Annotated in this window: 26 protein-coding genes; 11 read left to right on the top strand and 15 right to left on the bottom strand. The window is 67.2% G+C overall.

Annotated features, from left to right (window positions below; translation table 11 throughout):
• Positions 1-67 precede the first annotated feature (67 nt).
• The 6 genes from AC3WP6_RS02660 to AC3WP6_RS02635 all read left to right on the top strand — a co-directional run bounded on the left by AC3WP6_RS02660 (position 68) and on the right by AC3WP6_RS02635 (position 4,922).
• Positions 68-853 (top strand): hypothetical protein, encoded by a 786-nt coding sequence (locus tag AC3WP6_RS02660; RefSeq protein ID WP_492626251.1) that lies wholly within the window; start codon positions 68-70, stop codon positions 851-853.
• The gene (locus tag AC3WP6_RS02655) at positions 840-1,178 is read left to right on the top strand and encodes a DUF7673 family protein (protein ID WP_492626250.1); all 339 of its coding nucleotides are present in this window, start codon (positions 840-842) and stop codon (positions 1,176-1,178) included. The genes AC3WP6_RS02660 and AC3WP6_RS02655 overlap by 14 nt, the downstream gene beginning before the upstream one ends.
• Before the next feature lie 63 nt (positions 1,179-1,241).
• On the top strand, positions 1,242-1,847 hold the full coding sequence (gene sdhC / locus AC3WP6_RS02650) for a succinate dehydrogenase, cytochrome b556 subunit (protein WP_492626249.1): 606 nt from the start codon (positions 1,242-1,244) through the stop codon (positions 1,845-1,847).
• Complete coding sequence (gene sdhD / locus AC3WP6_RS02645) at positions 1,844-2,251, top strand: succinate dehydrogenase, hydrophobic membrane anchor protein (protein WP_492626248.1); 408 nt, start codon at positions 1,844-1,846, stop codon at positions 2,249-2,251. The genes sdhC and sdhD overlap by 4 nt, the downstream gene beginning before the upstream one ends.
• Before the next feature lie 33 nt (positions 2,252-2,284).
• On the top strand, positions 2,285-4,081 hold the full coding sequence (gene sdhA, locus AC3WP6_RS02640) for a succinate dehydrogenase flavoprotein subunit (RefSeq protein ID WP_492626247.1): 1,797 nt from the start codon (positions 2,285-2,287) through the stop codon (positions 4,079-4,081).
• Positions 4,082-4,142: 61 nt separating this feature from the next.
• Positions 4,143-4,922 carry a succinate dehydrogenase iron-sulfur subunit gene (locus tag AC3WP6_RS02635; protein ID WP_492626246.1) on the top strand — a complete coding sequence of 260 codons (780 nt, stop codon included), beginning with the start codon at positions 4,143-4,145 and terminating at the stop codon, positions 4,920-4,922.
• 222 nt (positions 4,923-5,144) lie between these two features.
• Here the strand turns inward: AC3WP6_RS02635 and AC3WP6_RS02630 are convergent, their stop codons facing one another.
• The 3 genes from AC3WP6_RS02630 to AC3WP6_RS02620 all read right to left on the bottom strand — a co-directional run bounded on the left by AC3WP6_RS02630 (position 5,145) and on the right by AC3WP6_RS02620 (position 9,394).
• Positions 5,145-6,791 carry an electron transfer flavoprotein-ubiquinone oxidoreductase gene (locus AC3WP6_RS02630; RefSeq protein WP_492626245.1) on the bottom strand — a complete coding sequence of 549 codons (1,647 nt, stop codon included), beginning with the start codon at positions 6,789-6,791 and terminating at the stop codon, positions 5,145-5,147.
• A 345-nt stretch (positions 6,792-7,136) separates the two neighbouring features.
• The gene (locus AC3WP6_RS02625; RefSeq protein WP_492626244.1) at positions 7,137-7,967 is read right to left on the bottom strand and encodes a phosphosulfolactate synthase; all 831 of its coding nucleotides are present in this window, start codon (positions 7,965-7,967) and stop codon (positions 7,137-7,139) included.
• 38 nt (positions 7,968-8,005) lie between these two features.
• Positions 8,006-9,394 (bottom strand): MmgE/PrpD family protein, encoded by a 1,389-nt coding sequence (locus AC3WP6_RS02620; RefSeq protein ID WP_492626243.1) that lies wholly within the window; start codon positions 9,392-9,394, stop codon positions 8,006-8,008.
• Positions 9,395-10,016: 622 nt separating this feature from the next.
• Here AC3WP6_RS02620 and AC3WP6_RS02615 point away from each other — a divergent pair.
• From AC3WP6_RS02615 to AC3WP6_RS02600, 4 genes are all read left to right on the top strand, one after another.
• Positions 10,017-10,445: a phosphate-starvation-inducible PsiE family protein gene (locus AC3WP6_RS02615; RefSeq protein WP_492626242.1), complete on the top strand. Its 429-nt coding sequence runs from the start codon at positions 10,017-10,019 to the stop codon at positions 10,443-10,445.
• A gap of 68 nt (positions 10,446-10,513) precedes the next feature.
• Positions 10,514-11,107 (top strand): DsrE family protein, encoded by a 594-nt coding sequence (locus tag AC3WP6_RS02610; RefSeq protein WP_492626241.1) that lies wholly within the window; start codon positions 10,514-10,516, stop codon positions 11,105-11,107.
• Between the two features lie 80 nt (positions 11,108-11,187).
• Positions 11,188-11,856: a c-type cytochrome gene (locus AC3WP6_RS02605; RefSeq protein WP_492626240.1), complete on the top strand. Its 669-nt coding sequence runs from the start codon at positions 11,188-11,190 to the stop codon at positions 11,854-11,856.
• Positions 11,853-12,794, top strand: a complete 942-nt coding sequence (locus tag AC3WP6_RS02600; RefSeq protein WP_492626239.1) for a c-type cytochrome — start codon at positions 11,853-11,855, stop codon at positions 12,792-12,794. The genes AC3WP6_RS02605 and AC3WP6_RS02600 overlap by 4 nt, the downstream gene beginning before the upstream one ends.
• 92 nt (positions 12,795-12,886) lie before the next feature.
• On the opposite strand, the gene AC3WP6_RS02595 is transcribed toward AC3WP6_RS02600, so the two are convergent.
• On the bottom strand, positions 12,887-14,203 hold the full coding sequence (locus AC3WP6_RS02595; RefSeq protein ID WP_492626238.1) for an OmpP1/FadL family transporter: 1,317 nt from the start codon (positions 14,201-14,203) through the stop codon (positions 12,887-12,889).
• Positions 14,204-14,489: 286 nt separating this feature from the next.
• Here AC3WP6_RS02595 and AC3WP6_RS02590 point away from each other — a divergent pair, with 286 nt between their 5' ends.
• Positions 14,490-14,759: a metal-sensitive transcriptional regulator gene (locus AC3WP6_RS02590; RefSeq protein ID WP_492626237.1), complete on the top strand. Its 270-nt coding sequence runs from the start codon at positions 14,490-14,492 to the stop codon at positions 14,757-14,759.
• Between the two features lie 8 nt (positions 14,760-14,767).
• On the opposite strand, the gene AC3WP6_RS02585 is transcribed toward AC3WP6_RS02590, so the two are convergent.
• Genes AC3WP6_RS02585 through AC3WP6_RS02535 form a run of 11 tightly spaced genes read right to left on the bottom strand, consistent with a single transcriptional unit; the run spans position 14,768 to position 23,846 of the window.
• A complete protein-coding gene (locus AC3WP6_RS02585) occupies positions 14,768-15,754 on the bottom strand; it encodes an MBL fold metallo-hydrolase (RefSeq protein ID WP_492626236.1) in 987 nt (328 codons plus the stop codon).
• The gene (gene soxB, locus AC3WP6_RS02580) at positions 15,751-17,472 is read right to left on the bottom strand and encodes a thiosulfohydrolase SoxB (RefSeq protein WP_492626235.1); all 1,722 of its coding nucleotides are present in this window, start codon (positions 17,470-17,472) and stop codon (positions 15,751-15,753) included. The genes AC3WP6_RS02585 and soxB overlap by 4 nt, the downstream gene beginning before the upstream one ends.
• A 7-nt stretch (positions 17,473-17,479) precedes the next feature.
• A complete protein-coding gene (gene soxZ / locus AC3WP6_RS02575) occupies positions 17,480-17,800 on the bottom strand; it encodes a thiosulfate oxidation carrier complex protein SoxZ (RefSeq protein WP_492626234.1) in 321 nt (106 codons plus the stop codon).
• Positions 17,801-17,828: 28 nt separating this feature from the next.
• The gene (soxY, locus tag AC3WP6_RS02570) at positions 17,829-18,323 is read right to left on the bottom strand and encodes a thiosulfate oxidation carrier protein SoxY (protein WP_492626233.1); all 495 of its coding nucleotides are present in this window, start codon (positions 18,321-18,323) and stop codon (positions 17,829-17,831) included.
• A gap of 59 nt (positions 18,324-18,382) precedes the next feature.
• Positions 18,383-19,375, bottom strand: coding sequence for a c-type cytochrome (locus AC3WP6_RS02565; RefSeq protein WP_492626232.1), 993 nt, complete (start codon positions 19,373-19,375; stop codon positions 18,383-18,385).
• Positions 19,362-20,702 carry a sulfite dehydrogenase gene (gene soxC, locus AC3WP6_RS02560; RefSeq protein ID WP_492626231.1) on the bottom strand — a complete coding sequence of 447 codons (1,341 nt, stop codon included), beginning with the start codon at positions 20,700-20,702 and terminating at the stop codon, positions 19,362-19,364. Before soxC ends, AC3WP6_RS02565 begins: the two co-directional genes overlap by 14 nt.
• Positions 20,703-20,747: 45 nt before the next feature.
• On the bottom strand, positions 20,748-21,719 hold the full coding sequence (locus AC3WP6_RS02555) for a sulfurtransferase (protein WP_492626230.1): 972 nt from the start codon (positions 21,717-21,719) through the stop codon (positions 20,748-20,750).
• 22 nt (positions 21,720-21,741) lie between these two features.
• Entirely contained in the window at positions 21,742-22,452 is a 711-nt protein-coding gene (locus tag AC3WP6_RS02550) for a DUF6969 family protein (RefSeq protein WP_492626229.1), read from the bottom strand.
• Positions 22,449-22,733: a hypothetical protein gene (locus tag AC3WP6_RS02545; protein ID WP_492626228.1), complete on the bottom strand. Its 285-nt coding sequence runs from the start codon at positions 22,731-22,733 to the stop codon at positions 22,449-22,451. The genes AC3WP6_RS02550 and AC3WP6_RS02545 overlap by 4 nt, the downstream gene beginning before the upstream one ends.
• Positions 22,734-22,749: 16 nt before the next feature.
• The gene (locus AC3WP6_RS02540) at positions 22,750-23,328 is read right to left on the bottom strand and encodes a YeeE/YedE thiosulfate transporter family protein (RefSeq protein WP_492626227.1); all 579 of its coding nucleotides are present in this window, start codon (positions 23,326-23,328) and stop codon (positions 22,750-22,752) included.
• Positions 23,325-23,846, bottom strand: a complete 522-nt coding sequence (locus AC3WP6_RS02535) for a YeeE/YedE thiosulfate transporter family protein (protein ID WP_492626226.1) — start codon at positions 23,844-23,846, stop codon at positions 23,325-23,327. Before AC3WP6_RS02535 ends, AC3WP6_RS02540 begins: the two co-directional genes overlap by 4 nt.
• Positions 23,847-24,177: the final 331 nt, after the last annotated feature.

The raw sequence follows: 24,177 nt of genomic DNA, 5'->3' as shown, positions 1-24,177 counted from the left end.
GATCCAAATCACCGCACTGCGACGTTTACGCACTACCGTGCAGGGGTTGTCGTGCGCACAGATCCCTATGTCTCCTCCTTTCCTGTTGCCGAGCACGCCGCTTCCGAGCGGCTGGTCCATTGACCCGGTGAGCGGCCACTGCGTGCGTCTCAGTGACGGCGCACAGTTCGGGCCGGCCACCAGCCGTGCCCTTGCATGGTCCACCCAGGACATCGACCTGCGGCTGCCCGCGGCAACCGGCCTGGAAATGGATGTCGCCCGACTGCGCAACGCACTCGGTTGCGTGGCCAGCGGCGTGGACGTGGCGACGCTGTCCGACGACGATCCAGTGGCGAGCGAAGCCATCCGTGCCGCCGGGATGGAGCTCGTCGCGCACGGGATCGACGCCTGGCAATGGCAACCGACACGCATGCTGACGAGCCACTTCCAGCAGCGGCTTGGCTGCCTGTTCGATGCGGTTGGCGTGGACCGCGCGCATCATCCAGCCCCCCGGACAGGCGGCGAACGGTGGCTGCTCACCGGGCGCATCGGCCAGCTGGCGATCCGCAGCGAGAGCGTCGTTCACGCCACCGCGGAGGTTACCGCCACGCTGCTGGCACAAGGTTGCGCGAGCGCCGGCGATGCCATGCAACTGGCCCGCACCTGGGCCATCGAGGCGGCGTGTCAGTACCTGGTCGAAGCGGCCGAAATCACGCTGGCCCTCGTGCGCCGGGTGCCATTCCACGAGCACGACTCCGGCTGCGCTGCCGTGACGCACGCCGTGGACCAGCTGTTCGCGGGGTTGCCGACGGCGAATGCGGAACACCGGCCGACCACCCCGCTTCATTCCGGAATCGCCCATGAGCCTGCCTGACCTGTCCGCCACCCTGCCTGGCACCGGCCCGGACGACCCGACCCGCCCCTCGCCGGGGGAAGTCGCCGCCATGCACCGCCTGGCGGAGGTGGCACTCGGCAGCTCGGGCCAAGCCCACCGCTGCGCCAACTTTCTGCTGGCGTGGTCGGACGCCGACCGCTTTGGTGCCTACGACCCCACCGACATCTGGGCGTGCGACCCTACGGTGATCGCCGATACGGTAACGGTGTTCGGCCTCATCGCCCGCGTGTCCGAATACCCGGAATTGCTGGATCCCACGATCCGCGACGCGCTGGCCGCGATCGTCACCAAATGGCGCCGTTGACGAATCAAGCCGCACGGGTGCAACGCCGGCCGCAGGTGCGCCGCGTTGCGGGCGGTTGGCACGATGGCGCTGTGGTGCGCGCCAAAAGATATAGCGTCAAAATCATCGTCACGCTTTCAGTCCGATAATCCGTCGACTCACGGCATCGCGTGCGGCGTCGTCGCGCCGGATGCGCCGCCGACAGGGAACGCACAGAAGCTGACGACTGACAGGCTGACCAAACGGTTTCAGGAGGTGTTTGCCGTGCACAATCCACGCCCCATTTCGCCGCACCTCGGTATCTACCGCTGGCGCATCAACATGGTGCAGTCTTCCCTGCACCGCCTGACCGGGTTGCTGCTTTCGGCCGGCGCCGTGGTTTTCACGTGGGGCCTGATCGCGGCCGCCTCCGGCCCCCACGGGTGGCAACTGTTTGCGGAGTTCTCCGGCAGTTGGATCGGCCTCATCGTGTGGTTCGCGTGGATCTGGGCACTGCTGTTCCACCTGTGCAACGGCATCCAGCATTTGCTGCACAGCCTGGCCTGGGATTACGGCCAGCAGGCCAAGCGTGACCGCACGAAAAACCCCTCGTACTGGACCACCGGCTGGGTGGTCGTGGGAGTAAGCACGGTGCTGACCGTACTGATCTGGGTGCTGCTGGTCATCCGTTTGACGGGAGGTGCGGCATGAGCGAGTTTCCGGGCCAATCCAGCGTGCGCGAGCCCCTCAAGATCGCGCGCAACTGGGGAGCGTCGCACACCGGCGCCCATCACTGGTGGCTGCAGCGCCTGACGGCAGTGGCGTTGATTCCGCTGACGCTCTGGTTCCTGTTTTTCGCCGCCAGCCTGGTGCAGCTCGACTATGCCGCCGTGCTGGCAGCGATCGGGCAGCCGCTGCACGCGTTCGCGCTGATCCTCCTGACCGTGTGCCTCTACTGGCACGGCATGCTGGGGCTGGACGTCATCATCGGCGACTACGTGCACACGCGCTGGTTGGAGGTCACGTTGCAGATTGCCCTGCGCTTTGGCGCGTTCCTCGGCGCCCTGGCCACGACCCTGGCGGTACTCGCCATCTGGTTCGCGCGCCTGCATTGATTCCCCATCTGATTCGAAAGGACGACACGCGCCATGGCTAGCGAAGCGTACAAGGTTGAAAACCATCAATACGACGTGGTGATCATCGGCGCCGGCGGCGCCGGCCTGCGCGTGGCGCTGGGTCTGGCGGAAGCCGGGCTGTCGGTGGCCTGCGTCACCAAGGTGTTCCCCACCCGCTCGCACACGGTGGCCGCCCAGGGCGGCATTGCCGCAGCCCTCGGCAACATGGGCGAGGACGACTGGCGCTACCACTTCTACGACACCGTCAAGGGCGGCGACTGGCTGGGCGACCAGGACGCCATCGAGTACATGTGCCGCGAGGCGATTCCCGCCGTCATCGAGCTGGAACACTTCGGCGTGCCGTTCTCGCGCACCGAGGACGGGCACATCTACCAGCGCCCGTTCGGCGGCCACACGGTACGCCACGGCGAGGGCCTGGCGCAGCGCGCCTGCGCGGCGGCCGACCGCACTGGCCACGCCATCTTGCACACGCTGTACACGCAGGCGTTGAAGCACAAGGTCAAGTTCTTCGTCGAGTTTTTCGTCACCGACCTGGTGACCGATCCGCGCAGCGGCGACATCACCGGCGCGCTGGCGATCGACCTCAGCGAAGGCAACGTGCACTACTTCCGCGGCCACGCGGTCATCCTCGCCACCGGCGGCTACGGGCGCACGTATTTCTCCTGCACCTCGGCGCACACCTGCACCGGTGACGGCGGCGGCGCGGCGCTGCGGGCCGGCATCGCCATGCAGGATCTGGAATTCGTGCAGTTCCACCCGACCGGCATCTACGGCGCGGGCTGCCTGATCACCGAAGGCGTGCGCGGCGAAGGCGGTTATCTCACCAACGCCAACGGCGAGCGGTTCATGGAGCGCTACGCGCCGCACGTGAAGGATCTGGCCTCGCGCGACGTGGTCAGCCGCGCCATCACCATCGAGATCCGCGAAGGCCGCGGCGTGGGCGAGCACAAGGACCACGTGCTGCTGAACCTGGCGCACCTGGGCGCCGACACGCTGCACGAGCGCCTGCCGGGCATTTCCGAAACCGCGCGCATCTTCGCCGGCGTGGACGTCACCAAGCAGCCCATCCCGGTATTGCCGACCGCGCATTACTGCATGGGCGGCATCCCGACCAACCTGTACGGCCAGGTGGTGCAAAAAGTCGGCACCGACAACGACCACATCGTGCCGGGCCTGTTCGCCATCGGCGAAGCGGCGTGCGTCTCGGTCCACGGCGCCAACCGCCTGGGCACGAACTCGCTGCTCGACCTGATCGTGTTTGGCCGCGCTGCCGCGCAGCGCTGCGCCGAGATCATCAAGCCGGACACGCCCTTCGCCCAACTGCCGACCGACGTGCTGGATCCGGCGCTGTCCCGGCTCGACAAGCTGCGGCACGCGAAAGGCGGCACGCCCACGGCAGTGCTGCGCGAAAAGATGCAGCGCACCATGCAAAACGACGCGGCGGTATTCCGCACTGCCGAGACGCTAAAGCAGGGTTGCGAGCGGATCGACGCGGTCTACGCCCAGTTCGAGGACGTGCACGTGTCCGATCCGTCCCTGATCTGGAACTCCGACCTCATGGAGACCTTCGAGCTCGGCAACCTGCTGGTGCAGGCCGTGGGCACGATGCACTCGGCGGCGGCACGGCCGGAGACCCGCGGCGCCCACGCGCGCGACGATTTTCCCGAACGCGACGACGCCAACTGGATGAAGCACACCCTGGTCAAAGTCGATCACCAGGGCCAATGCACCCTCGACTACCGGCCGGTACACACGCAGCCGCTCGACCACGAGGTGGAAACCATCCCGCCGGCCAAACGCGTGTACTGACCGGAGCCCCGCGACGCTTGCCGCGGGCAATCTCAATATTTCGTTCCAAGGGAGAACTCTCATGGCCCAGTTCCGCTTGCCACAGATGTCCCGGGTGCAGAAGGGCAACTACGTTGCCGCCAAGCCGGGCGCCAAGAAAGTCCGCAAGTTCAAGATCTACCGCTGGGACCCGGAGATCGGCGGCAATCCGCGCACCGATACCTTCGAGGTCGATGTGAGCGACTGCGCGATGGTTCTGGACGTGCTGCTCAAGATCAAGAACACCATCGACCCCACGCTGACGCTGCGCCGCTCATGCCGCGAGGGCGTGTGCGGTTCCTGCTCGATGAACATCAACGGCGAGAACACGCTGGCGTGCACCAAGGCGCTGGACGATCTGCGCGAGGGCCAGGTCAACATCTACCCGCTGCCGCACATGCCGGTCATCCGCGACCTGGTGCCGGATTTCAGCCACTTCTACGCGCAGTACGCCTCGATCCAGCCCTGGCTCAAGACCGACAGCCCGGTGGGCTCGCGCGAACGCCTGCAATCGCCCAAGGACCGCAAGAAGCTGGACGGCCTCTACGAGTGCATCCTGTGCGCCTGCTGCACGGCCTCGTGCCCCAGCTACTGGTGGAACCCGGATCGCTTCCTCGGTCCGGCCGTCCTGCTCCAGGCCTACCGCTGGATTTCCGACTCGCGCGACGAAGCCACCGGCCAGCGCCTGGATGAACTCGACGACCCGTTCAAGCTCTACCGCTGCCACGCCATCTTGAACGGCACCAACACCTGCCCGAAAGGCCTGAACCCCTCCAAGGCCATCGCCCAGATCAAACGCCTGATCGCCGAACGCACGATCTGAGGGCGCGGCATCGTTCCGCTGTTCGCCGCCTCTCTCTGCCGGGAGAGGCGCCGTGGTGGGCGTCCAGCTTCAAGTCCCGCGCGTACCCTCATCCGGCCCTTCGGGCCACCTTCTCCCGGCGGCCACGCCCGAGAATGAAGGGGTGAGAAGGGACGGCCACGCGGGCAACGTGCCCGTCGGGTGGGCTTCCCGCGCCCGCCGCCACCGCGGCGGGCGGTCACCTCACATGCCGTTGTAGATCGGGCCTTCGCCGCCGTGCGGCGTGGTCCAGACGATATTCTGGGTCGGGTCCTTGATGTCGCACAGCTTGCAATGGACACAGTTGGCGGCGTTGATCTGCAGCCGCGGCTGGCCGTCCGCGCCCGTCACGAACTCATACACGCCGGCCGGGCAGTAAGTGGCTTCCGGGCCGCCGTACTTCGCCAGGTTCACCTGCACCGGCACGCTCGGATCCTTCAGCGTGAGGTGCGCCGGCTGGTTTTCGTCGTGGTGCGTGTTGGACAGGAACACCGAACTCGCGCGGTCGAACGTGAGCTTGCCGTCGGGCTTCGGGTATTCGATCTTCACGCACTCCGCGAGCGGCCGCAGCCGGGCGCTGTCGGGCGTGTGGTGATGCAGGTTCCACGGGATGTGCCCGCGCAGCAGCCATTGCTCCACGCCGGTCATCACCGTGCCGACGTTGCGACCGTAGTGGAACCACTGCTTGAAGTTGCGCGACTTGCGCAGCTCCTGGTACAGCCACGAGCCGCGCAAGGCATCGGGGTAGCTCGCAAGTTCGTCGTTGCTGCGTCCGGCCACCAGCGCGTCGAACACCGCATCGGCCGCGAGCATGCCGGTCTTGATCGCCGCATGGCTGCCCTTGATGCGCGACGCGTTCAGCACCCCGGCCTCGCAGCCGATCAGCGCGCCGCCCGGAAACACCAGCTTGGGCAACGACGCCAGGCCGCCGGCGGTGAGCGCGCGCGCGCCGTAGGCGATCCGCTTGCCGCCTTCGAGCAACGGGCGGATGGCCGGGTGTGTCTTGTAGCGCTGCAGCTCCTCGAACGGCGACAAGGTGGGGTTGCGGTAGTCGGCGCCGATCACGAAGCCGACCGCCACCAGATGGTCCTCCAGGTGATACAGGAACGATCCGCCGTAGGTCTGCGCATCCAGCGGCCAACCCGCGGTGTGCATGACCAGGCCCGGCCGCGCCTTGGCGGGATCCACCTCCCACAGCTCCTTCACGCCGATGGCATAGCTTTGCGGATCGCAGTCGGCGTCGAGGTGGAAGCGCTCGATCAACTGGCGGCCGAGATGCCCGCGCGAGCCCTCGGCAAAAATCGTGTAGTTCGCCACGAGCTGCGTGCCGGGCTCGTAGGCGGCGGTGTGCGTGCCGTCCTTGGCGACGCCGATCTCGCCGGTCTGCACGCCGCGCACCGCACCGCGCTCGTTGTACAACACCTTGGCGGCGGCAAACCCCGGAAACACGTCCACGCCGAGCGCCTCGGCCTGCTCGCCCAGCCAGCGCACCACGTGTCCCAGCCGCACCACGTAGTTGCCGGCGTTGCGGAAACACGGCGGCAACAGCCAGTGCGGCGTCGCCCGCGCGCCGGTTTGGGTGAGAAACAGGAAACGGTCCTCCGCCACCGGCAGCGTCAGCGGCGCACCGCGTTCGGCCCAGTCGGGAATCAGCTCGCCGAGCGCGCGCGGATCCATGATGCAGCCGGAGAGAATCTGCACGCCGATCTCCGGCGCCTTTTCCAGCACGCACACGCTGATGTCGTGCTGGCGCTCGCGGGCCAGTTGCTTCAGGCGGATGGCCGTCGCCAGGCCGCCCGGGCCACCACCGACCACGATCACGTCGTAGGTCATCGCATCGCTGTCGCTCATGCACCACTCCCGTTCTAAACCCGCCGCGGCGCGCCTGGTTGCGCGCCAGCCATTGTCCACGGCCCGACCTGCCCGCCGTGCGGCGCGGGTCGACCCGATCCAGTTCGTTGCCCCGCGGGCCACGCATCGGCGTTCGACGCATGCCCGGTCGCGGCGGCGGGGCGAAACGCCCCGCGTAACGGTGTCCCAAATGCCTGCAACAAAGCAACCTGCCAATGAGGTACGTCAAACGGGGCTCGCCCGGGGCCGGACCGCCGGCGGCCCCAATGACGACAATGCCGGCGTCGCGACGCGACGCCGGCATCTTTGCCACGCTCCTTGACCGTACCGGTCACCGGATACGGGTCACTCCTTGATCGGCGCCGGATTGGCGACGCGTCCCCAGGTGGATTTGTTGCCCCAGATGTTCTGGCGCAAGCCTTCCAGTTGCAGGATCTGCGAGTGATCGACGAACAGGTTGACCTCGTTGCCGTAGTTCTTGATGTACCACTCGAACACCAGCGGGTCGGCCGACTCGAACATGACGTGCTCCAGGCCCACGCCGTTGATGATCGATGCGGCGGCCGCGGTGTTCCAGTTCACCACGTTCTCGGTGATGCCCTCGGACTCGATCATGATGATGTCGGCGCCGGCGTCCAGCGCGCGCTTGGCACGATTGACCAGATCGCCCACATCCTTCTTGCCCTCGGCCGCCAGCTCCGCTTCGGTGGAATCGCCGCCGGAGCCGAACTGGATGCCCAACTCGGGCTTGGCCTTGAGCCCGGCCCTCTTGACCTGCTCGATCAGGCGCAGCAGGCCGGAGGTGGGAACAGTGAGGAAGCCGGTGGAGATCTCGATCACGTCGAACCCGACCTCCTTGGCCTCCTTGAGGTACTTGGCCACGGCATCCGGGCCGTAGCGCAAGACAGTTTCGATCCAGCCGCCGGAGGAGATGTAGGCGTCGTGCTGGTGCGCCAGATCGCTGAACGCGCGCACCTGTTCGCGCGGCAGCAGGGCAAAGGAACCGCCGGCCCATTTGACGCCGTCGACCCATTGCCCGGCGACGTCCAGCACGTCGGCCAGATGCCGCGTGCCATAGGTGGCGTAATACGGCCCGCGGATTTCGGTCAGGCCGAACGAACGGGGTTTTTCCGGGCGATAGGCCCGTGGAACGAAATCGAAACTGGTGTTGGCCATGATGTTTCTCCTTTCGATGTGTGGGGGTGGTTCGGGGATCAGGCGGCGGCCGGGAGCTTGCGCTGCAACGGGACCTTGGCCAGCAGCGCAGTCAGTTCGCGCACGGCATGGACGTCCAGCTCATGCACGGTGCGGGCGATCTGCACCGCCAGCGCGTCGCCGGTGAAGGGCGTGACCAGCCGCAGAAATTTTTCGCTGGCGCCGGCCCAATCCAGCGGCTGCGAGGTGAACCCCTTGTAGGCCGCGGCGGTGGCTGAAAACACCTTGCCGTCGTTGAGTTCCACCTCCACCCGGCTGGGCATTTCCTGCGGGAAACGGGCGGTGAAACCGGCATCGGGCGCCACGGTGATTTTCTGCAGCAAGGCCTGCACATCGGCGCTGACGATGCGCGCGGCAGCGTACTGGGCCGGTTGCACCTGACCATCCAGCAGGGCCACCGCCACCATGTACGGCAGCGAGTGGTCGGCCTCTTCCTTGCTGCGGATATGCCGTTTGTCGCCCTCCTCGCCGCCGCCGATGATGTCGTAGGCAACCTGGAAGGTGGCGATGCGCACCGCGCGGATCGCGTCGGCGCGGAAGCCGGGTCGGGTGGCGATGTCGATCGCGGCATCGATCGACGATTGCGAGTGAATCTCGGCGTTGTGCTTTTTGATGATCGTGCGCAGGACGCTTTCCAGATCCTCATGCAACCAGTCGATGGTGAACGGGCCGGTGATGGTTTCCTTCAGCCCCTTGTTGCCTTCGAACACTTGCTCGGGACCGGTGATGCCCACGCTGGCCAGCAACGCTGAGTGCGTGCCCTCCTTGCCGACCTGCGGATAGGCCAGGCCTTTCCAGTTCGACAGATTGCCGGTGCGGGTGACGCGCAAGGCATTGTTGGCGGTGCCGGAAATGGCGATCGCGTTGGCGGTCTTGGCGACATCCAGGCCCATCGCCTTGGCCACGCCGGCCGCCACCGCGTACGCGCCTTGCACGGTGTGGTCGAAACCCTTGGCGCGTACCGGCGCTACGTCGGACAGCCGCGTCTGCACCTGGTAGGCGACCGCCACGGCGGTGAGGAAATCCTTGCCGCTCGCGTTGACGCTCTCCGCCGCCGCCAGCACCGCGCCGATGTTGTCCGACGGGTGGCAGGTCTCGCCGGGGGCGAGGTAGCTGTCCATGAAATCGAGATAACGGCTGAGGCCGATGTTGTAGAACGCCGCCCGGTCCGGCGCCGAACTGCCGCCGCCGATCAGCGTGGAGGCGCCGTTGCCGCCGAGCGATTCGGTGAGTTTGCGGATCGCCCGCATGGATGGTGCGTCGAGCGCGCCGATGGCGACGCCGAGTGTGTCGAGGATGCGGATCTTGATTTGTTCCACCGCCGGCGCGCTGATTCGCGCGTATTGGGCACCGTGGACAAAAGCCGCCAGTTGCTGGACTTCAGTCATGGTCAGAGACCTCCCTGACTGGAAGGCGCATCGGCACGCCAGCGCAAACCGCGCACGCGAAAACGCATGACTCGTTGGCGCGCCAACACGAATGATTCGCGTTCGTGTAGGGTAGGCCCGCCATGCATGGACGGTGCTGATCTGGGTCAGCCATCCGCCAAAACCGATTGTGTCTCCCCGTCATGCAGCCTCCGGCTCGATGGCCTTCCGGCGGGCCCAAATTGCGGCGGTCAGCTTGGCCTCGCCACCCTTCGACCGATGGGTGCATCAGCCGCATTTGCAAAAGCGGGGGCTGCTTTCATACCCCTAGGGGTGTGTGATACCTTCGAAACGTACGCGTGCTGCGCTTCCCGCGCAGTCTCGGCTGCGGTCAGCTCCGAAGGGGGGGCTTTGGCCTCGAACCACCAGATACATTGGTATGCCTACGCGGCCATCCGTGACCGCGAAACCGCGCTGACGCCGCCGTCATCGGCGGTCACCGGGCATGCGCGCGCCGACGTGCCGCAACCCACCGGCCGCCGCCATATCGCGCCGGCTTTCCGCCTCAGAATCCGTGCCGTCGGTTGCATCCTGCATGGCATGGGGCCGTATCGATTCGATCCGCAAGCCACGGAGAACACCGATGCCAGAGCTCCCGGTTCCCGCCATCAAGCGCCATGGCCGGCAGATGTTTGCCGCCATCGAATATGCCGGCCTGCTGCTGGTGCTGATGGCCACGGTGGTGGCCACGACGCAGGAAGTGCGCTCGATGATGAACAGCGCCAGCGTGTCGGTGACCGACCTGCTGCTGCTCTTCATCTACCTCGAGATCGTGACCATGAGTGGCGTGTACTGGCGCACGGGTCGGCTGCCGGTGCGGATGCCGCTGTATGTCGCGATGGTCGCGCTGGCGCGGCACATGATGCTCGACTCCACCGAACTGACCTCGCTCGACACCCTCGCCGAGGCGGGGGCGATCCTGCTGCTGGGTGTCGCCGTGCTGCTGGTCCGGTACGGCCACACCCGCTATCCCTACCTCGACGAGAACGGCCATTCCCGCACCATCAGTTGATGCGCGCATGACCATCCGCGTGCCGTAGCTGTTGCCGTACCACCTTTCGATTCCCGTGGAGAAATGCCATGCACCATGCCCCATCCACCCTGGCCCTGCTCGGACTGCTTGCCCTCGGCCTGTCGTTCGGCGCCGCCGCGGCCAGCACCGCGACGACGGCCACCGCCGACAACGCCAACACGGCCGGCTGGCACACCGGCGTCATCACCAGCGGCGGGGAAATCCACCCGGTACCCAAGGGCTCGTCGTACATGCCCGATCCGAAGGCCACCTACAAGGTGGTGTTCGCCATGACCCGCGGCAGCGACGACCCGACCAAGGTCAGTCCCGCCGTCGAACGCGTGGCGCGTGCGGTCAACCTGTTCACCGCGGCCGGGGTACCGCTGAAGAACCTGCACTTTGTCGCGATCGCCTATGGCGCGGCGACGCCGGCGATGCTCGACGACAAGCATTACGAGGACACGTATCTAGTGCACAACCCGAACCTGCCGATCATCCGTGAGCTGCGCAAGGCCGGGGTGGACATCGTGGTGTGCGGCCAGGCGGTGGCGGAGTACAAATACCACTTCGACTGGATGGACCACGACGTTCCCGTGGCCCTGTCCGGCGTGACCACGATCACCGAGATGCAACTCAAGGGTTACGCCTTGATGCAACTGTGAGCAGGCAACGGCTCCGACACTGATCCGCGCCCGCCTGCCCGGCGTGGCGTACGCGGAGGTCCTTCAGGGAAGCGCGCTCGATGCATATTCGCAACCGGCGGTTGATCTTCGGCGCAGCGATGGTGCTGTGCACCGCCGCAGCAGGCGCCGCCACGCCCGACGCCGCGCACATTGCCGCGGCGGGAAACGGGCGCGGCGCGCCGCCCTGTGCAAGCTGCCACGGCGTTGCCGGCGATGGCCAGGCCGCCGCCGGCTTTCCGCGCCTGGCGCATCTCGATGCCGGTTACCTGCAGCGCCAACTCGACAATTTCGCCGACGGCTCGCGCGCCAACGCGACGATGGCGCCGATCGCGAAATCGCTCACCGCGGCCGAGCGCCAGGCGTTGGCCGCCTATTACGCCGGCATGCCGTTGCCTGCCGCGACGCAGCCGCCAGTCGCCGACAGCGGCAGCGATCGCGCCCGCGGCGAACAACTGGCGACCCGCGGCAGGTGGAGCCAGCAGGTTCCCGGTTGCGTGCAGTGCCACGGTCCGCAAGGCGTGGGCGTCGGCGCGCATTTCCCGCCGTTGGCCGGCCAGTCGGCGCTGTACATCGCCAACCAGTTGCGTGCCTGGCGCAGCGGCACGCGCAGGAACGATCCGCTGGGATTGATGCAGCACGTCGCGTCCGCGCTCGACGACGCGGACATCCGGGCCGTGTCCACGTGGTTTGCCGCACAACCGGCAGGCGCCAAGGGAGGCAAGCCATGAAACCCGCACCCCGCATCGCGCTCATCGCGCTGGCCATGGTGGTCGTGCCGTGGGCGGCGCGCTCCAGTGGACAGGCATCCCGCACGACCGCTGCCCCCGCCGCAACCAAGCCGGCAGCCGCGGCGCTGCCCGCCTTCACCCCGCCACCCGACTCGGCGATCCCGGACGATCCGTTCGGGGCATTGGTGCGCGAAGGCCGCGACATTTTCCTGGACACGCCCGGCCACGCCAAACCCTACGTCGGCAACGGCCTCAGTTGCAGCAATTGCCACCTCGATGCCGGGCGGCGCGCCAACTCGGCGCCGATGTGGGCGGCCTATGTGCGCTACCCCCACTACCGCGCCAAGAACGGCAAGGTCAACACCTTTGCCGACCGCCTGCGCGGGTGCTTCCAGTTCAGCATGAACGGCAAGGCGCCGGCGGCGGACAGCGACGTCATCCGGGCGCTGACCGCCTATTCGTACTGGCTCGCGACCGGTGCGCCCACCGGCAAGAACCTCGCCGGCTACGGCTACCCCAAGGAAGGCTTCACGTCGCCCCTGCCGCCCAGCTATGCGCGCGGGCAACAGGTCTACGAAAGCCACTGCGCGCTGTGCCACGGAACGAACGGCGAGGGCCAGCAGGTGGCCGGCAAGTTCGTGTTCCCGCCGCTGTGGGGGCCGCAATCGTTCAACTGGGGCGCCGGGATGGGCAACATCGACAACGCGGCCGCGTTCATCAAGGCCAACATGCCCTTCAGTCGCGGCGACACGTTGACCGACCAGGACGCCTGGGACGTGGCGATGTTCATGGACGCGCACGAGCGCCCGCAGGATCCACGCTTCAAGGACAGCGTCGCCGCCACCCGCAAGCAGCACCACGACAGCAAGTGGTCGCTCTACGGCACCGAAGTCAACGGCCGCCTGGTCGGAACCGGCACGCCGCCGCGCGGCCGATAATGGCACGCGGCGGCACGGGAACACGCCGCGCCGCGGCGCCCGCACGCCAGTCCGCCGCGATGGATCGCAGCAGACGTGCCGTGCCGAACCGGCTACTTCCAGTCGTACTGGATGCCCAACGAGTCCTCGCGCATCGAGATCCTCTCGGTGCCGGCAGGCATGCCACCCATGAACACCGGCAGGATCGACGCGCCGGAGACGCTCTGCGAGAACGCGTGCATGTAGGCCATGGTCAGCTCACCGCCCGAGGCCAGCTTGTGCGTAAAGCCGAGCGTCACGTGGTTGGTGACCACGCCCGGCGCGAGGATGTTGAAGGTGACGTCGCTGCCGCGGATCGGGTTGTCGGTGTGGTTGTAGCCGGCACGCCAGGTCCAGCGCTCCGCACCCGCCCATTCCACACCGAGTTTCCACACGTTGACGTCCCGCCAGCCGAACCCGGGCCCATTGGTCGAGCCAAGCTGCGTCGGCCGGAGGCTGGTGTCACCCACCGAATGCACGTCGCTGTAGTTGATGCGCATGTAGTCGAGCGCCAGCGTCACGTCATGCCATGCCGTCCAGGCCACGCCGGCGCCGTAGTTGCTCGGGATATCGAAGCGGCCGCGTTCGGCAAACAGGCCCGAGTAATCGGAGAAGCGGCTCATGTGCACCTTCATCGCGTAGGTGGCGCCCACCGCGAAGTCGTCGCTCACCCGCGCATAGTAACCGAGGCGCAGGCCGCCGCCGGTCGAGGAGTCACGCCCGTTGTCGGTGACCTTGGCGGGATCGGCGGACAACCCCGGCGTGCCCGCGAACGCCTGCAGGCCGAATGCCTTGAAGCTCTGGTACACGAACAGCGGCGTGACGCCGATCGACTGGCGCGGCGTGAACGCGTAGGCGACGGTCGGCGCGACGACCAGTTGCATCAGGTCGACGCCGAGGCTGCCCTGCCCGCACAGCATGTTGGCGGGCCCCCTGCCGCAGTTGAAGTTGGCGCCGGGGTAATCGGTATCCATGCCGCCGTTGCCGTACACCGTGACGCCCAGCGCAAGCTGGTCGCTCAGCATGTGGTTGTAGCCGAACTCGGGAATGCCGAACCAGTCACGGTTGCTCGACACCGAACCATCGAGTCCGGGGCCGAGGCCGCTGCGCGAGGCGGAACGCCGCGGAGTGAACGCGGTGAGCCCCAGCTCGAGCCGGTTGCCGGCGAACGCCATCGTCGCCGGATTGTTGGCCCCGCCGAAGGCGTTGTCGGCGAATGCCAGCGAAGCCCCGCCGCGACCCGATGCCTGCATGCCATAGCCATGGGTGAAATAGCCGTCCGTGGCACACGCCCCGGAAGCCACGCCCGCCAGTGCAAGCAGCCATATGCTGCGGCGAAAGGTCGCGCGATGGACGGCTGAACGGAAACGTGCGGAATACTGCGATTGCATGATGGTGTCCCCTTCATCGATTCGTGGAACGGCGCGAAAACATTGGCCCTGCAGGCCTGCAAGCCCTGCTGCGACGTGCGATACCCGCGGCCGTTTCGCCCCTGCCACGGTTTTTCCCCTCCCGCATGGCGCCCCCTGCACCATCGGGTTCAACGCATCACGCCACCCGGTGCGGACGCCCTTCAGGTTCGGGCACCAGTACCGACTCGCTCCGTGAGAGAATGTGACGTCGATTCGTACGCACTGGCGTGCGGACCATCCATCGGAAATCAGGTTGGAGGCATCCATGCAGGAGATCAGCGAAAGCCGCAAGAAGGTCGCGCTGCGTCTTGCGCGCGTCGAAGGCCAACTGCGCGGCATCAAGGGGCTGGTCGAAGGCGGTGCCGAGTGCGAAGACATCGCGACGCAGATGACTGCGGCGCGGCGTGCGCTGGATCGCGCCTTCTACGAGATGCTGGCGTGCAGCCTGCTGCGCCACGTCGACGAGGAACCGAGTCCGGCGGCCGTCCGCGAGTCGACCAACGAACTCATGCGCCTGCTGGTGAAATTCGCCTGAGCTGCGCTTCATGGCTTGCCCTGCTTGAGCCACTCCTGCTCCATCTGCAGGTAGGTCGAGTTGGCGTTCAGGCGGTTGGCGGCATCGAAGGTCGGCACGCCCTTGAAGCGTGACCAGTCGGTGTGTGCATAGGCGTCGTCGAAGCTCTCCCAATTGCGCACCGCCTTGCCCATCTGCTCGCGCAGGTAGGCGATGTAGTCGCGGGTGAATTGCGCATCCTGGCGCGGATCGGTGGACGCCGGGCCATGCCCCGGCACCATCACGCGCGGATGCAAGGCCAGCACCTCGTCGATGGCGACGAGCCAGTGCCGCGTGTTCGAATCCGGGCCGATGAACGGCGCGCGGCCGGCATAGATCACGTCGCCGGAGTACAGCACGTTGTCGGGTTCGACCAGCAGGCCGAGGTCTTCGGGCGAATGCGCCGGCCCGAAACGATGCAGCGACAGCGTGACCGCACCCATCTTGAACGACTCGTTGTGGTCGATCCAGCGGTCGGGCAACGGCGGCTTGAAATCGGCGCCGAGGTACTTGCCGATCAGCGCGCGGCGTTCGGTGACCCGCTGCAACGCCGCCTCGGAGCCGAGATAGGCCTTGGCGCGCACGTCCGCCCACACTTTGGCGCCCACCGCGCGCAGCGCCGGTATGCCGTAGAAATGGTCGGCGTGGTAGTGGCTGATGACCACCAGCTTGATCGGTTGCGAGGTGCGCTGGCGGATCTCCGCAATCAGCCGGTCGGCGAGCGACGGCGAGCCCAGCGAATCGAACACGATCACGCCATCACCGGTGATCACGAAACCGGCGTTGGCAATGAAGCCCTGGTTCTCGCGCGTCGCCGCATCCAGCCGGCCTTCCACGTAGTACGTGTGCGGGCCGACCTGGTGCACCGGCATGTCGATGTCGGTGGGCGCCCAGTCGCCCGCGTGCACCGGCAGGACCGCAGCCACCAGCAAGGCGAGGCACCATGCCATGAGCCTGCCGGGGCTGCGCCGCGTCATGCGCCGACGATTCCCGGATTGCCGGTTTCGCCGATCAGGCGCGGCTGTTCCAGCGTGGGCGGGGCCAGCGTGCGATGCGCGGCCAGGTACTGCTCGACGACCTCCCACACCGGTGCGCCACCCGGGTCGCTCACGACGGGCGCCCAGCCCGCCACCTTGTACTTCTTGCCGGCATCCATCGGCACGCCGGCCAGGCGCATGTCGCTGATGCGCTGGCCACTGGCCGCGCCGGGCGTGCAGGCGTAGCTCATCCCGCCCACGCGCACCATGTCGCCGCCCTGCTGGTAGTACGGATCGGGGTTGAACAGGTTGTCGCAGACATCCTCGAGGACAGCCTTGAGCTCGGCGCCGGTGTACTCGTTGACGGTCGCGGTCGGATAGGTGATGGCGGTCTGGTCGAGCAGGCATTCGCGCGTGATCGACTCGCCCGGCAGCAGCGTGGTGCCCCAGCGGAAGCCGGGCGACAACGCGATCTGCGCCCCTTTCACGTCGCGCAGGGCATCAAGGATGACCTGGTCGAAGCTGCCGTTGAAATTGCCGCGGCGGTACAGCAGCCCCTCGCTCACCGCGAGTTGCTCTTCCAGCTTGGCGCGGTAGGGCGCGCGGTGGCGATCGATCAGCGCCTGCATCGCCGGGTCGGGTTCCAGCAGGTTCGCGAACACCGGCAGCAGGCGGTAGCGGTAGCCGCGCACCTTGCCGCCTTGCACGTCGAAATCCAGCACGCCGAGGAACTTGCCGTTGCTGCCGGCGTTGGTCACCAGCGTCTGCCCGCCGGCGTTCTTCACCGCCACCGGTCGCGGCACGCCGTCGTGGGTGTGACCACCGAGGATCGCGTCGAGCCCCTGCACCTTCGAGGCGAGCTTCAGGTCGACGTCCATGCCGTTGTGCGACAGCAGCACCACCACGACCGCGCCGGCCTTGCGCACCTTGTCGATCGTGCGCTGCAGGCGGTCGTCCTGGATGCCGAAGGTCAGGCCATCGACGAAGCGGCCGGGGTGCGCGATCGGCACGTACGGGAACGCCTGGCCGATGACGGCGACGCTGACGCCGTTCACTTCCCGCAAGCTGTAGTCCGCAAACACCGGATCGCCGAAATCGGCGGTGCGGATGTTCTGCGCAAGAAACTCGAGCTTGCCCTTGAACGGCCCGTTGACGACCTCGCGCACCCGGTCGGCGCCGTAGGTGAACTCCCAGTGCCCGGTCATGATGTCGACGCCGAGCGCGAGCTGGGCGTCGATCATGTCCTGGCCGCGGCTCCACAGCGCGAGCCCCGTGCCCTGCCAGGTGTCGCCGCCATCCAGCAGCAATGAGCCGGGGCGCTCGGCGCGCAGGCGCTTCACCAGCGTCGCGAGATGGGCGAACCCGCCCAGCTTCCCGTAGCGCCTGGCCGCAGCGACGAAATCGACGCAACTGAGCGCATGCGCCTCGGGCGTGTTGGCCGCGATGCCGTAGTACTTGAGAAAGTGCTCGCCCACGAGGTGGGGCGGCCGGCCGCGCGCCGCGCCGACCCCGATGTTTTGCGAGGGCTCCCGGAAATACACCGGCTGCAACTGCGCGTGGGTATCGGTGAAGTGCAGCAGCCCGACGTTGCCGTATCTGGGCACGTCGTACAGCGACTTGGCGTCGCGGTCCGCCGCAAACGCCAACTTGCCGAGCGGCATGCCGGCCACGGACGCCGCCGCCAGCACGCGCAGGAACTCACGCCGGGACAGGTTCATCGCGCGCTCAACCCACGGCAGCTTCGTCGGTGCGGGTCTCGCCGGCCGAGTCGTTCCAGGTGACGGTGATCTTGTCGCCCGACTTGCCGCCCTTGAACCGCAGCGTGAGGAACGGGTTCTTGGAAACCGCCGGGCCCCAGTCGCCGGTCATCACCGTGCGACCGTTGCAGGCGACCGTGACGGTCTTGATGTAATGCGGCGTCGTGGCGAGCTTCAGCTTGCCCGCGGCATCGGTGGTGAGGCCGGTCGCCTCGGGGTGCGACATCAGCATTTTCACTTCCACCACATCGCCGTTGACGGTGGCGCGAATCTTGGTCGGATCTGGCATGACGCATGTCCTCGTGAATGGGTCGTTCTCAACCGCCGCAGCCGCCGAGCGTCACCTTGACCAGGCGCTCGGCGTAGAAGAAGCCCTGGTCGGTCTGCACCAGTGCCGTGACCTTGGCGGTCTGTGCCAGCTTCATGCGCAGCGACACGTAGGGTTCGGTGCCATCCGGGATGTGGAACGCCGCGGTCAGTGCATTGGGATTCGTCGCGCAGGCAATCGCGATCAGCTTGGTGTTCGGCAGGTTGCTCTGCACCTCGACCGGCACCACCGCGCCGTTCTCCGCGATGTCGGGCGCGGTGAAGTCGATGTCCTTGGACAACTGCGCCTGCGTGCCACCCAGCGCCTTCACCAGTTCGTCGATGGTGTGCGCCTCGAACTCCTTGCGGTTGTCGCCCGGCGCGAGCGCATGCAGCACGTCGTCCGCAGCCCATGCCCGGGTCGGTATCCAGCCGCTGCCAACCAGCAGCGCCAAAGCGCTGCCGCCGCCTGCCAGTTTCAGAAACTCCCGCCTGTTCGATTTCATTGCAACGCCCTCGGCTGATGGTTGGCTCTACCCGCGCGCATGCCTGTCATGCGTGCGGTCTACTTTTCCGGCGAGCCGGCCAGAACCCACTGGATGATTGCGGTGAGTTCCGCGTCGCTCGGCCCCGCCTGCGGCGGCATCGGGATGCTGCCCCACACCCCCGATCCCCCCGCGCGCACCTTCTTGAACAGGCGCTGTTCCGCGCCTGCATCCCCCTTGTACTTGGCGGCCACGCTGTGGAACGCCGGCCCCACGATCTTCTGGTCGATGCCGTGGCACGCGGCGCACCCGAACTGTTCGGTCAGCGCCCGCGGCGTCGGCGCGGCCGCCGCATGTGCGGTGGCTTCATCGGCCGGCGGCGCGGCTTCATTCATGCTGGCGAGGCCGCGGAAGTTGTCGCGGATGTCGCCATACATCGAGGCGACGAAGCCCTCCGGGATCGAGCCGGTGATCTTCACCTCCTTGGCGCAATCGTGCATGCAGGTGGTGTTGTGCGTGTCCGATTTGCCGTGCACGTGCATCAGGCCCGGGAACTCGTAGAAGCCGTCGCGGTTCGGCATCTTCACCTTGGGCAACGTCTCGCGATTGGCGACGAAATTGCCCGGCACGATGTCGCTGAGGTTGAGCACGTATGCCGCGGCCGCGTACACCTCGTCGGCAGTCAGCGACTTCGAGTGCGGAAACGGCATTGCCCGGTTGATGTAGTCGAACAGCGTGGTCGCGTAGTTGAGGCGGCTGCCGACGGTGCTGAGCGGCGCGGCCGTCTTGAGCGAACCCACGCCGCCGGCGAGCACCATGTACTTGTTGCTGTCGCCGAACGTGCCGTGGCACATCGCGCAATTGGCGTCGAAGACCTTCTCGCCCTGCGCGACCGAACCCTGGCCGGGCGGCAGCCCCTGCCCGTCGGGACGCACATCGATGTTCCAGCCGGCGACCTGCTGCGGCGTGGCCGCGGTGCCCAGGCCGTACTTCGACGCGCTGGCCGCATACGCGAGGGTCGCCACGCCAAGCCCCGCGATGCCGGCGATGGCGAGCAACCTAGACTTGGACATTGTGCACCTTGCCTTCGGCATCGACCTGCCAGGTCTGGATGCCGTTGTTGTGGTACGGCGAGTGGGTGCCACGCACTTCGCGCAGTTGCGCCATGCTCGGCTGCACGTAGCCGGTCTCGTCGACACAGCGGCTCTGCAGCAGGGCCGGGCTGCCGTCCCAGTGCCAGTCGGCGCGGAAGCGCGTGAGGGCCTTGGTCAGCACCGGGCCCTGCAGCTCCGCCGTGCGCCAGTTGCGGCCGCCATCGGTGGAGACGTCGACGCGCTTGATCCGGCCGCGCCCCGACCAGGCGAGGCCGCGGATCTGGTAGTACCCGCCCTTGTCCAGCAACTGCTGTTCGCCCGAGGGCGAGGTGATGACCGACTTGGCCTCCTGGATCCAGGTGTACTGGCGTGTGCGGCCATCGGGCATCAGGTCGCTGTACTGCAACGATTCCTCGCGCGTGTTCCACGGCTGGTCGCCGACCTTGATCCGGCGCAGCCACTTCACGTTGGAGACACCCTGCACGCCCGGCACCAGCAGCCGCACCGGATAGCCCTGTTCGCGCCGCAGCATCTCGCCGTTCTGGCCGTACGCCACCAGCACGTCGTCCAGTGCGAATTCGATCGGGATGGTGCGCGTGAGGCCCGAGCCGTCCGCACCCTCGGCAAGGATGAATTTCGCCCGCTTGCGGTCGAAACCGACGTCGTCCAGCAGGGTCGACAACGGCACGCCGGTCCACTCCGAGCAGCTCAGCATGCCGTGCGTGTACTGTACGGTCGGTACCGCCGGGGTCGCCCAATTCATCCCGGTGTTCGCGCCGCATTCAATGAAGTGGATCCGCGAGACCGAGGGAAATCGGAGCAGGTCCTCCATCGTGTAGATCTTGGCCTCGCGCACCAGCCCGTGGACCATCAGGCGGTGGTCGTAGGGATTGATGTCGGCGCGACCGTTGTGATTGCGCTCGAAGTGCAGGCCGTTGGGCGTGATGATGCCGAACTGGTTCTGCAGCGGCGAGAAGGCTACCGAGGACTGCGTGGTCGTGGTCAGGCCCGGGCTGGAGCGCCGGATGTTGGTGCGCTCGAACGGCGAAGGCACGCCATACGGGTCGGCGCCGACCGGTTTGCCCAGATCCTGCGACCACGGCGGAACGTTGGGCGGCAGGTTCTTCGGATCGGGCACGTACTCGCCGGCATGCGCCAGCGTCGGCAGCACCGCCGCCGCGGCCGCCGTCGCACCCAGGCCGAGGCCGATGCGACGCAGCACCTCGCGCCGCGAACGACCTTCCGTCGACAGGAAATTCTCCCGCGCCTCGATCAGGCGTCCTGGCCGGGTTTCATGCACACTCATCGACGGCTCCGTGGTTGCACGCTGCAATATCGGCAGTCCCGCTCACTACAAACCCACGACCGGCCGCTTTTCGGTGGTCCACTCGTACATCGACCCGTCGTACACGGCGACACCAGGGTTCTGCATGATTTCGTGCAGCACGAACCACGCGCCCGAGGCGAGATGGCCGGTGTTGCAGTAGGTGATCGTCGGCTTGTGCGAGTTGACGCCCAGGTGCTTGAACACGGTCGCGTAGTCGGCGCGGCTGAGGAAACGCATGCTGCCGTCGCGCTTCACCGCGCGCACCTCCGGCGGAAAGTCCTCGGCCCCTTTGATGTGGCCCGCGGCCAGCACGATCGGCTTGCGCTCCAGCCCGATGTAAAACGGCAACGGCCGCGCATCGACCAGTTGCCGGCCCTGCGCGGCGGCCTTGGCGACGTCGGTGCTGTCGGCGAACAGCTTGCGGTTCTCGGCCTTCGCGACCCAGTTGCCGGCAGCGGATTTGGCAGCGTCGGTGCTGACCGGATATCCCGCTGCGAGCCACGCCGCGGTGCCGCCATCGAGGATCGCGAGGTTGTTGTCGCCATACACCTTCATCGACCAATACACCCGCGCCGCCATGTCGAGGTCACCCGCGGAGGTGCCATCGGAAACGATCACGGTCGGCCGTCCGTCCTGCACGCCGACGCTGCGCATCAGGGCCTGGAAATCCGCCTGGGTCGGCAGCATCCACTTGATCTCGCGCCCATCGATCATGCGCGACGTGCGCACCTTGGCGAAATCGAGCAGCAACGCGCCGGGAACATGTCCGCCAAAACCGGCAAGCGTCTTCTTGCCGCCCTCGGTCGTGAACGTCGGTGCCTTGGTGAACGACGCCGTATCCTCGCGCACATCGAGCACATTCACCTCGGCTTGATGCTGCTGCAGCCACGCCGGCGTCACCAGCGGACCGGGTACTACGACGCCCGAACCGAACGCCATGCCCGACACCAGCGCTGCGGCGATGGCCAACAGCGCACTGGCAAAGAAACGCTTCATGTCATTCTCCTGGTAAACGCCTTCACGGCGACACGGCATCGATCGCCGCCACCTGATCAGTCAGTGAAACCCTGCAGCAACTCAATACGTACACGTGGCGATCGTCGAGCACGCCTTCGCCGCCACGCGCAGCGACCCGCTGGTCACGGCGCGCCAGCAGCAGGCGGATCTGCGGCGCAAACAGCACCAGCAGGTCGTGCAGCCATCGCTCAAGCGGCGCCGCCGCGGGTTGCGCCGCCACGATCTGCGCGAACTTTCGCACCATGGCGGGCGCACTCCGCCACGCTTCGCCGGTCACCCAGCGATTGGTAGTGAACAGGCGCACGGGCAGTCCGCGCGCGTCGACACCGATGCCGACCAGATGCACGAAGTCCGGCGCGGACCGGGCGCGTCCGCGCGGCAGGCGCACGAACACGTGGAAGTGCCCATGCTCCCCGCGCGCACCGCGGCCGTGCGAGTGGTAGTAGAAGAACCATCCGCCCGGACGCGTTGCCTGCCCGTCGTCCGCAGCGTAGTGCTGCCATGCCTGCGGAACCCCGGAACCCAACGCATCGCCGAGCGGGGTAACGCCGCGCGCCACGCAATCGTCCAGCAAACGGATCAGGTCGCGCGCGGTGTGCCGCGTGGAGTGCAGGTGGTGGACACCCCCAGCCAGCAGCCCGCGTTGCAGCACCGAGCGCGACACCCGCAGGTGCGCGCGATCAACGCCGACGCTGGCTGCCCTGGGCTTCAACCGGCGTGCCCCTGCGGCGCACACGGGCTGGCCATCTTTGCCTTCTGCGGCGCACAGGGGCTGGCTGCCGCCTTCGGCGCACACGGGTTGGCCGCTGCCTTGGTCCCCTTCGGTGCGCACGGATTGGCCGCTGCGGGACTTGCCGCAGTGGCGCTGCCGGCAGCCGCGGCTTGCGGCGCGGTGGCGGTCGGCGACGTCGGACTGCCGCAGGCGCTCAGGCCGCCCAGCGACAGCAGTGCCACGGACAACGCGGCAGTCAGCGGTACGGATTTCTGTTTCATGTCGGACTCCTCGGGTTCAATCCGCGCAACTGATCTGGTTGGAGGTGGCGATGCGACGGCTCAGCCAGCCCACCAGCACGGCGCCACCCACCAGCAACGCCAGCACCAGCCAGTCGGGGATGTGCAGCAGCTCGCCGACGGTCTGGGCCTGCGGGCCCGGCGCCGCGGTGAGGAACGGCTCAATGTTGCCGAACACGCCGGCGAACATCACGACGCCGATCACCAGGCCCACGAAAAACACGATGCCGTCGATGCGTCCCGCGGTCGCGCCCACCACCGAGGTGCCGGGGCAGTAGCCGCCCACCGCCATGCCGGCGCCGATCAGCGCGCCGCCCAGCAGCGTCGCCCACACGAAGGTGGTCGGCACGAACAGGTCGGACCACTTCACCAGTCCGAACAGCTGCATCAGGTACAGGCCGCCGGCGGCGACGATGATCGCGGTGAACATCACGTTGAACACGGTCCAGTCCTTGAGGCGCAACTGCGCGCTCAGGCGGCAGCCGTTGCCGAGCCCTCCGCGTTGCAGCACGAACCCGAACAGGACGCCGAACACGATCCCCGAGAGCGGGGTCGTCCAACCCAATGGAAAGGTCATTGCCATAGCCTCCGCGTGGCCATCCCGACGATGATGCCGGTCAGGAAGAAGCCGATCAGGAACACGAAGCCGGCCGTCGCCAGCACCGCCCCGCCCGACAGGCCGAGGCCACTGGTGCACCCGGCCGATACGCGCGCGCCAAAGCCCGACAGGATGCCGCCGCCCAGCGCAAGGGCGAGGCGCCCCAGCGTGCGTGCACGCGGCGGCCCCTCGACGCGCAGGCGCAGGCGGCCCGACCACCAAGCGGCAAGCAGCGCGCCGATGCCCATGCCGATCACTTCCCACACGATCCAGGAGTTCAGCGGATTGTTGCCACCCGCCACCATCGGGCCCAGATAGCCATTAACCGTGGTGGCCGCCGGCGCGATGGCTTTGGATGCGGCCGCCGCCAGATCGGTCGGTGCACCGGAGGCGCCGAGGCCGTGGCCGGTCGCCAAAAACGTCACCATCAACACCAGGCCGAGCGCCACGCCGGCAACGTGCGCTTTCCAGATCGGCCGCGTCTTCATCAACAGCATCGTGATGTACCTCTCCTCGAACTTCAGATACCCGGTACGGTATCAATGATGAACGCTAATCTCGTCGCGTTGCGGAATGCACGCTGTGGTGCAACACGACCGTGAATCTCGCGGTTCCGTCACGTGCGGCCGGCTCATGCGGAGGCGTCCCCGGGAATCCGCACGCGCAGCCTTCACGCACTGCCGGACACCATCCGTACCACACGGCGTATGGTATGCGCCGTTGCCGGTGCGTCCGGCAACCGACACCAGCAGGGGAGCTCCACCATTACCGACGGCGCGACGCCAGCACACGCCTTTTGCGGCTGAGAATTACCGGGCGATACGGCAC

Source organism: Rhodanobacter sp. FW106-HT46G03, from assembly GCF_058789895.1.
This window is presented reverse-complemented; position numbering and strand designations above follow the sequence as displayed.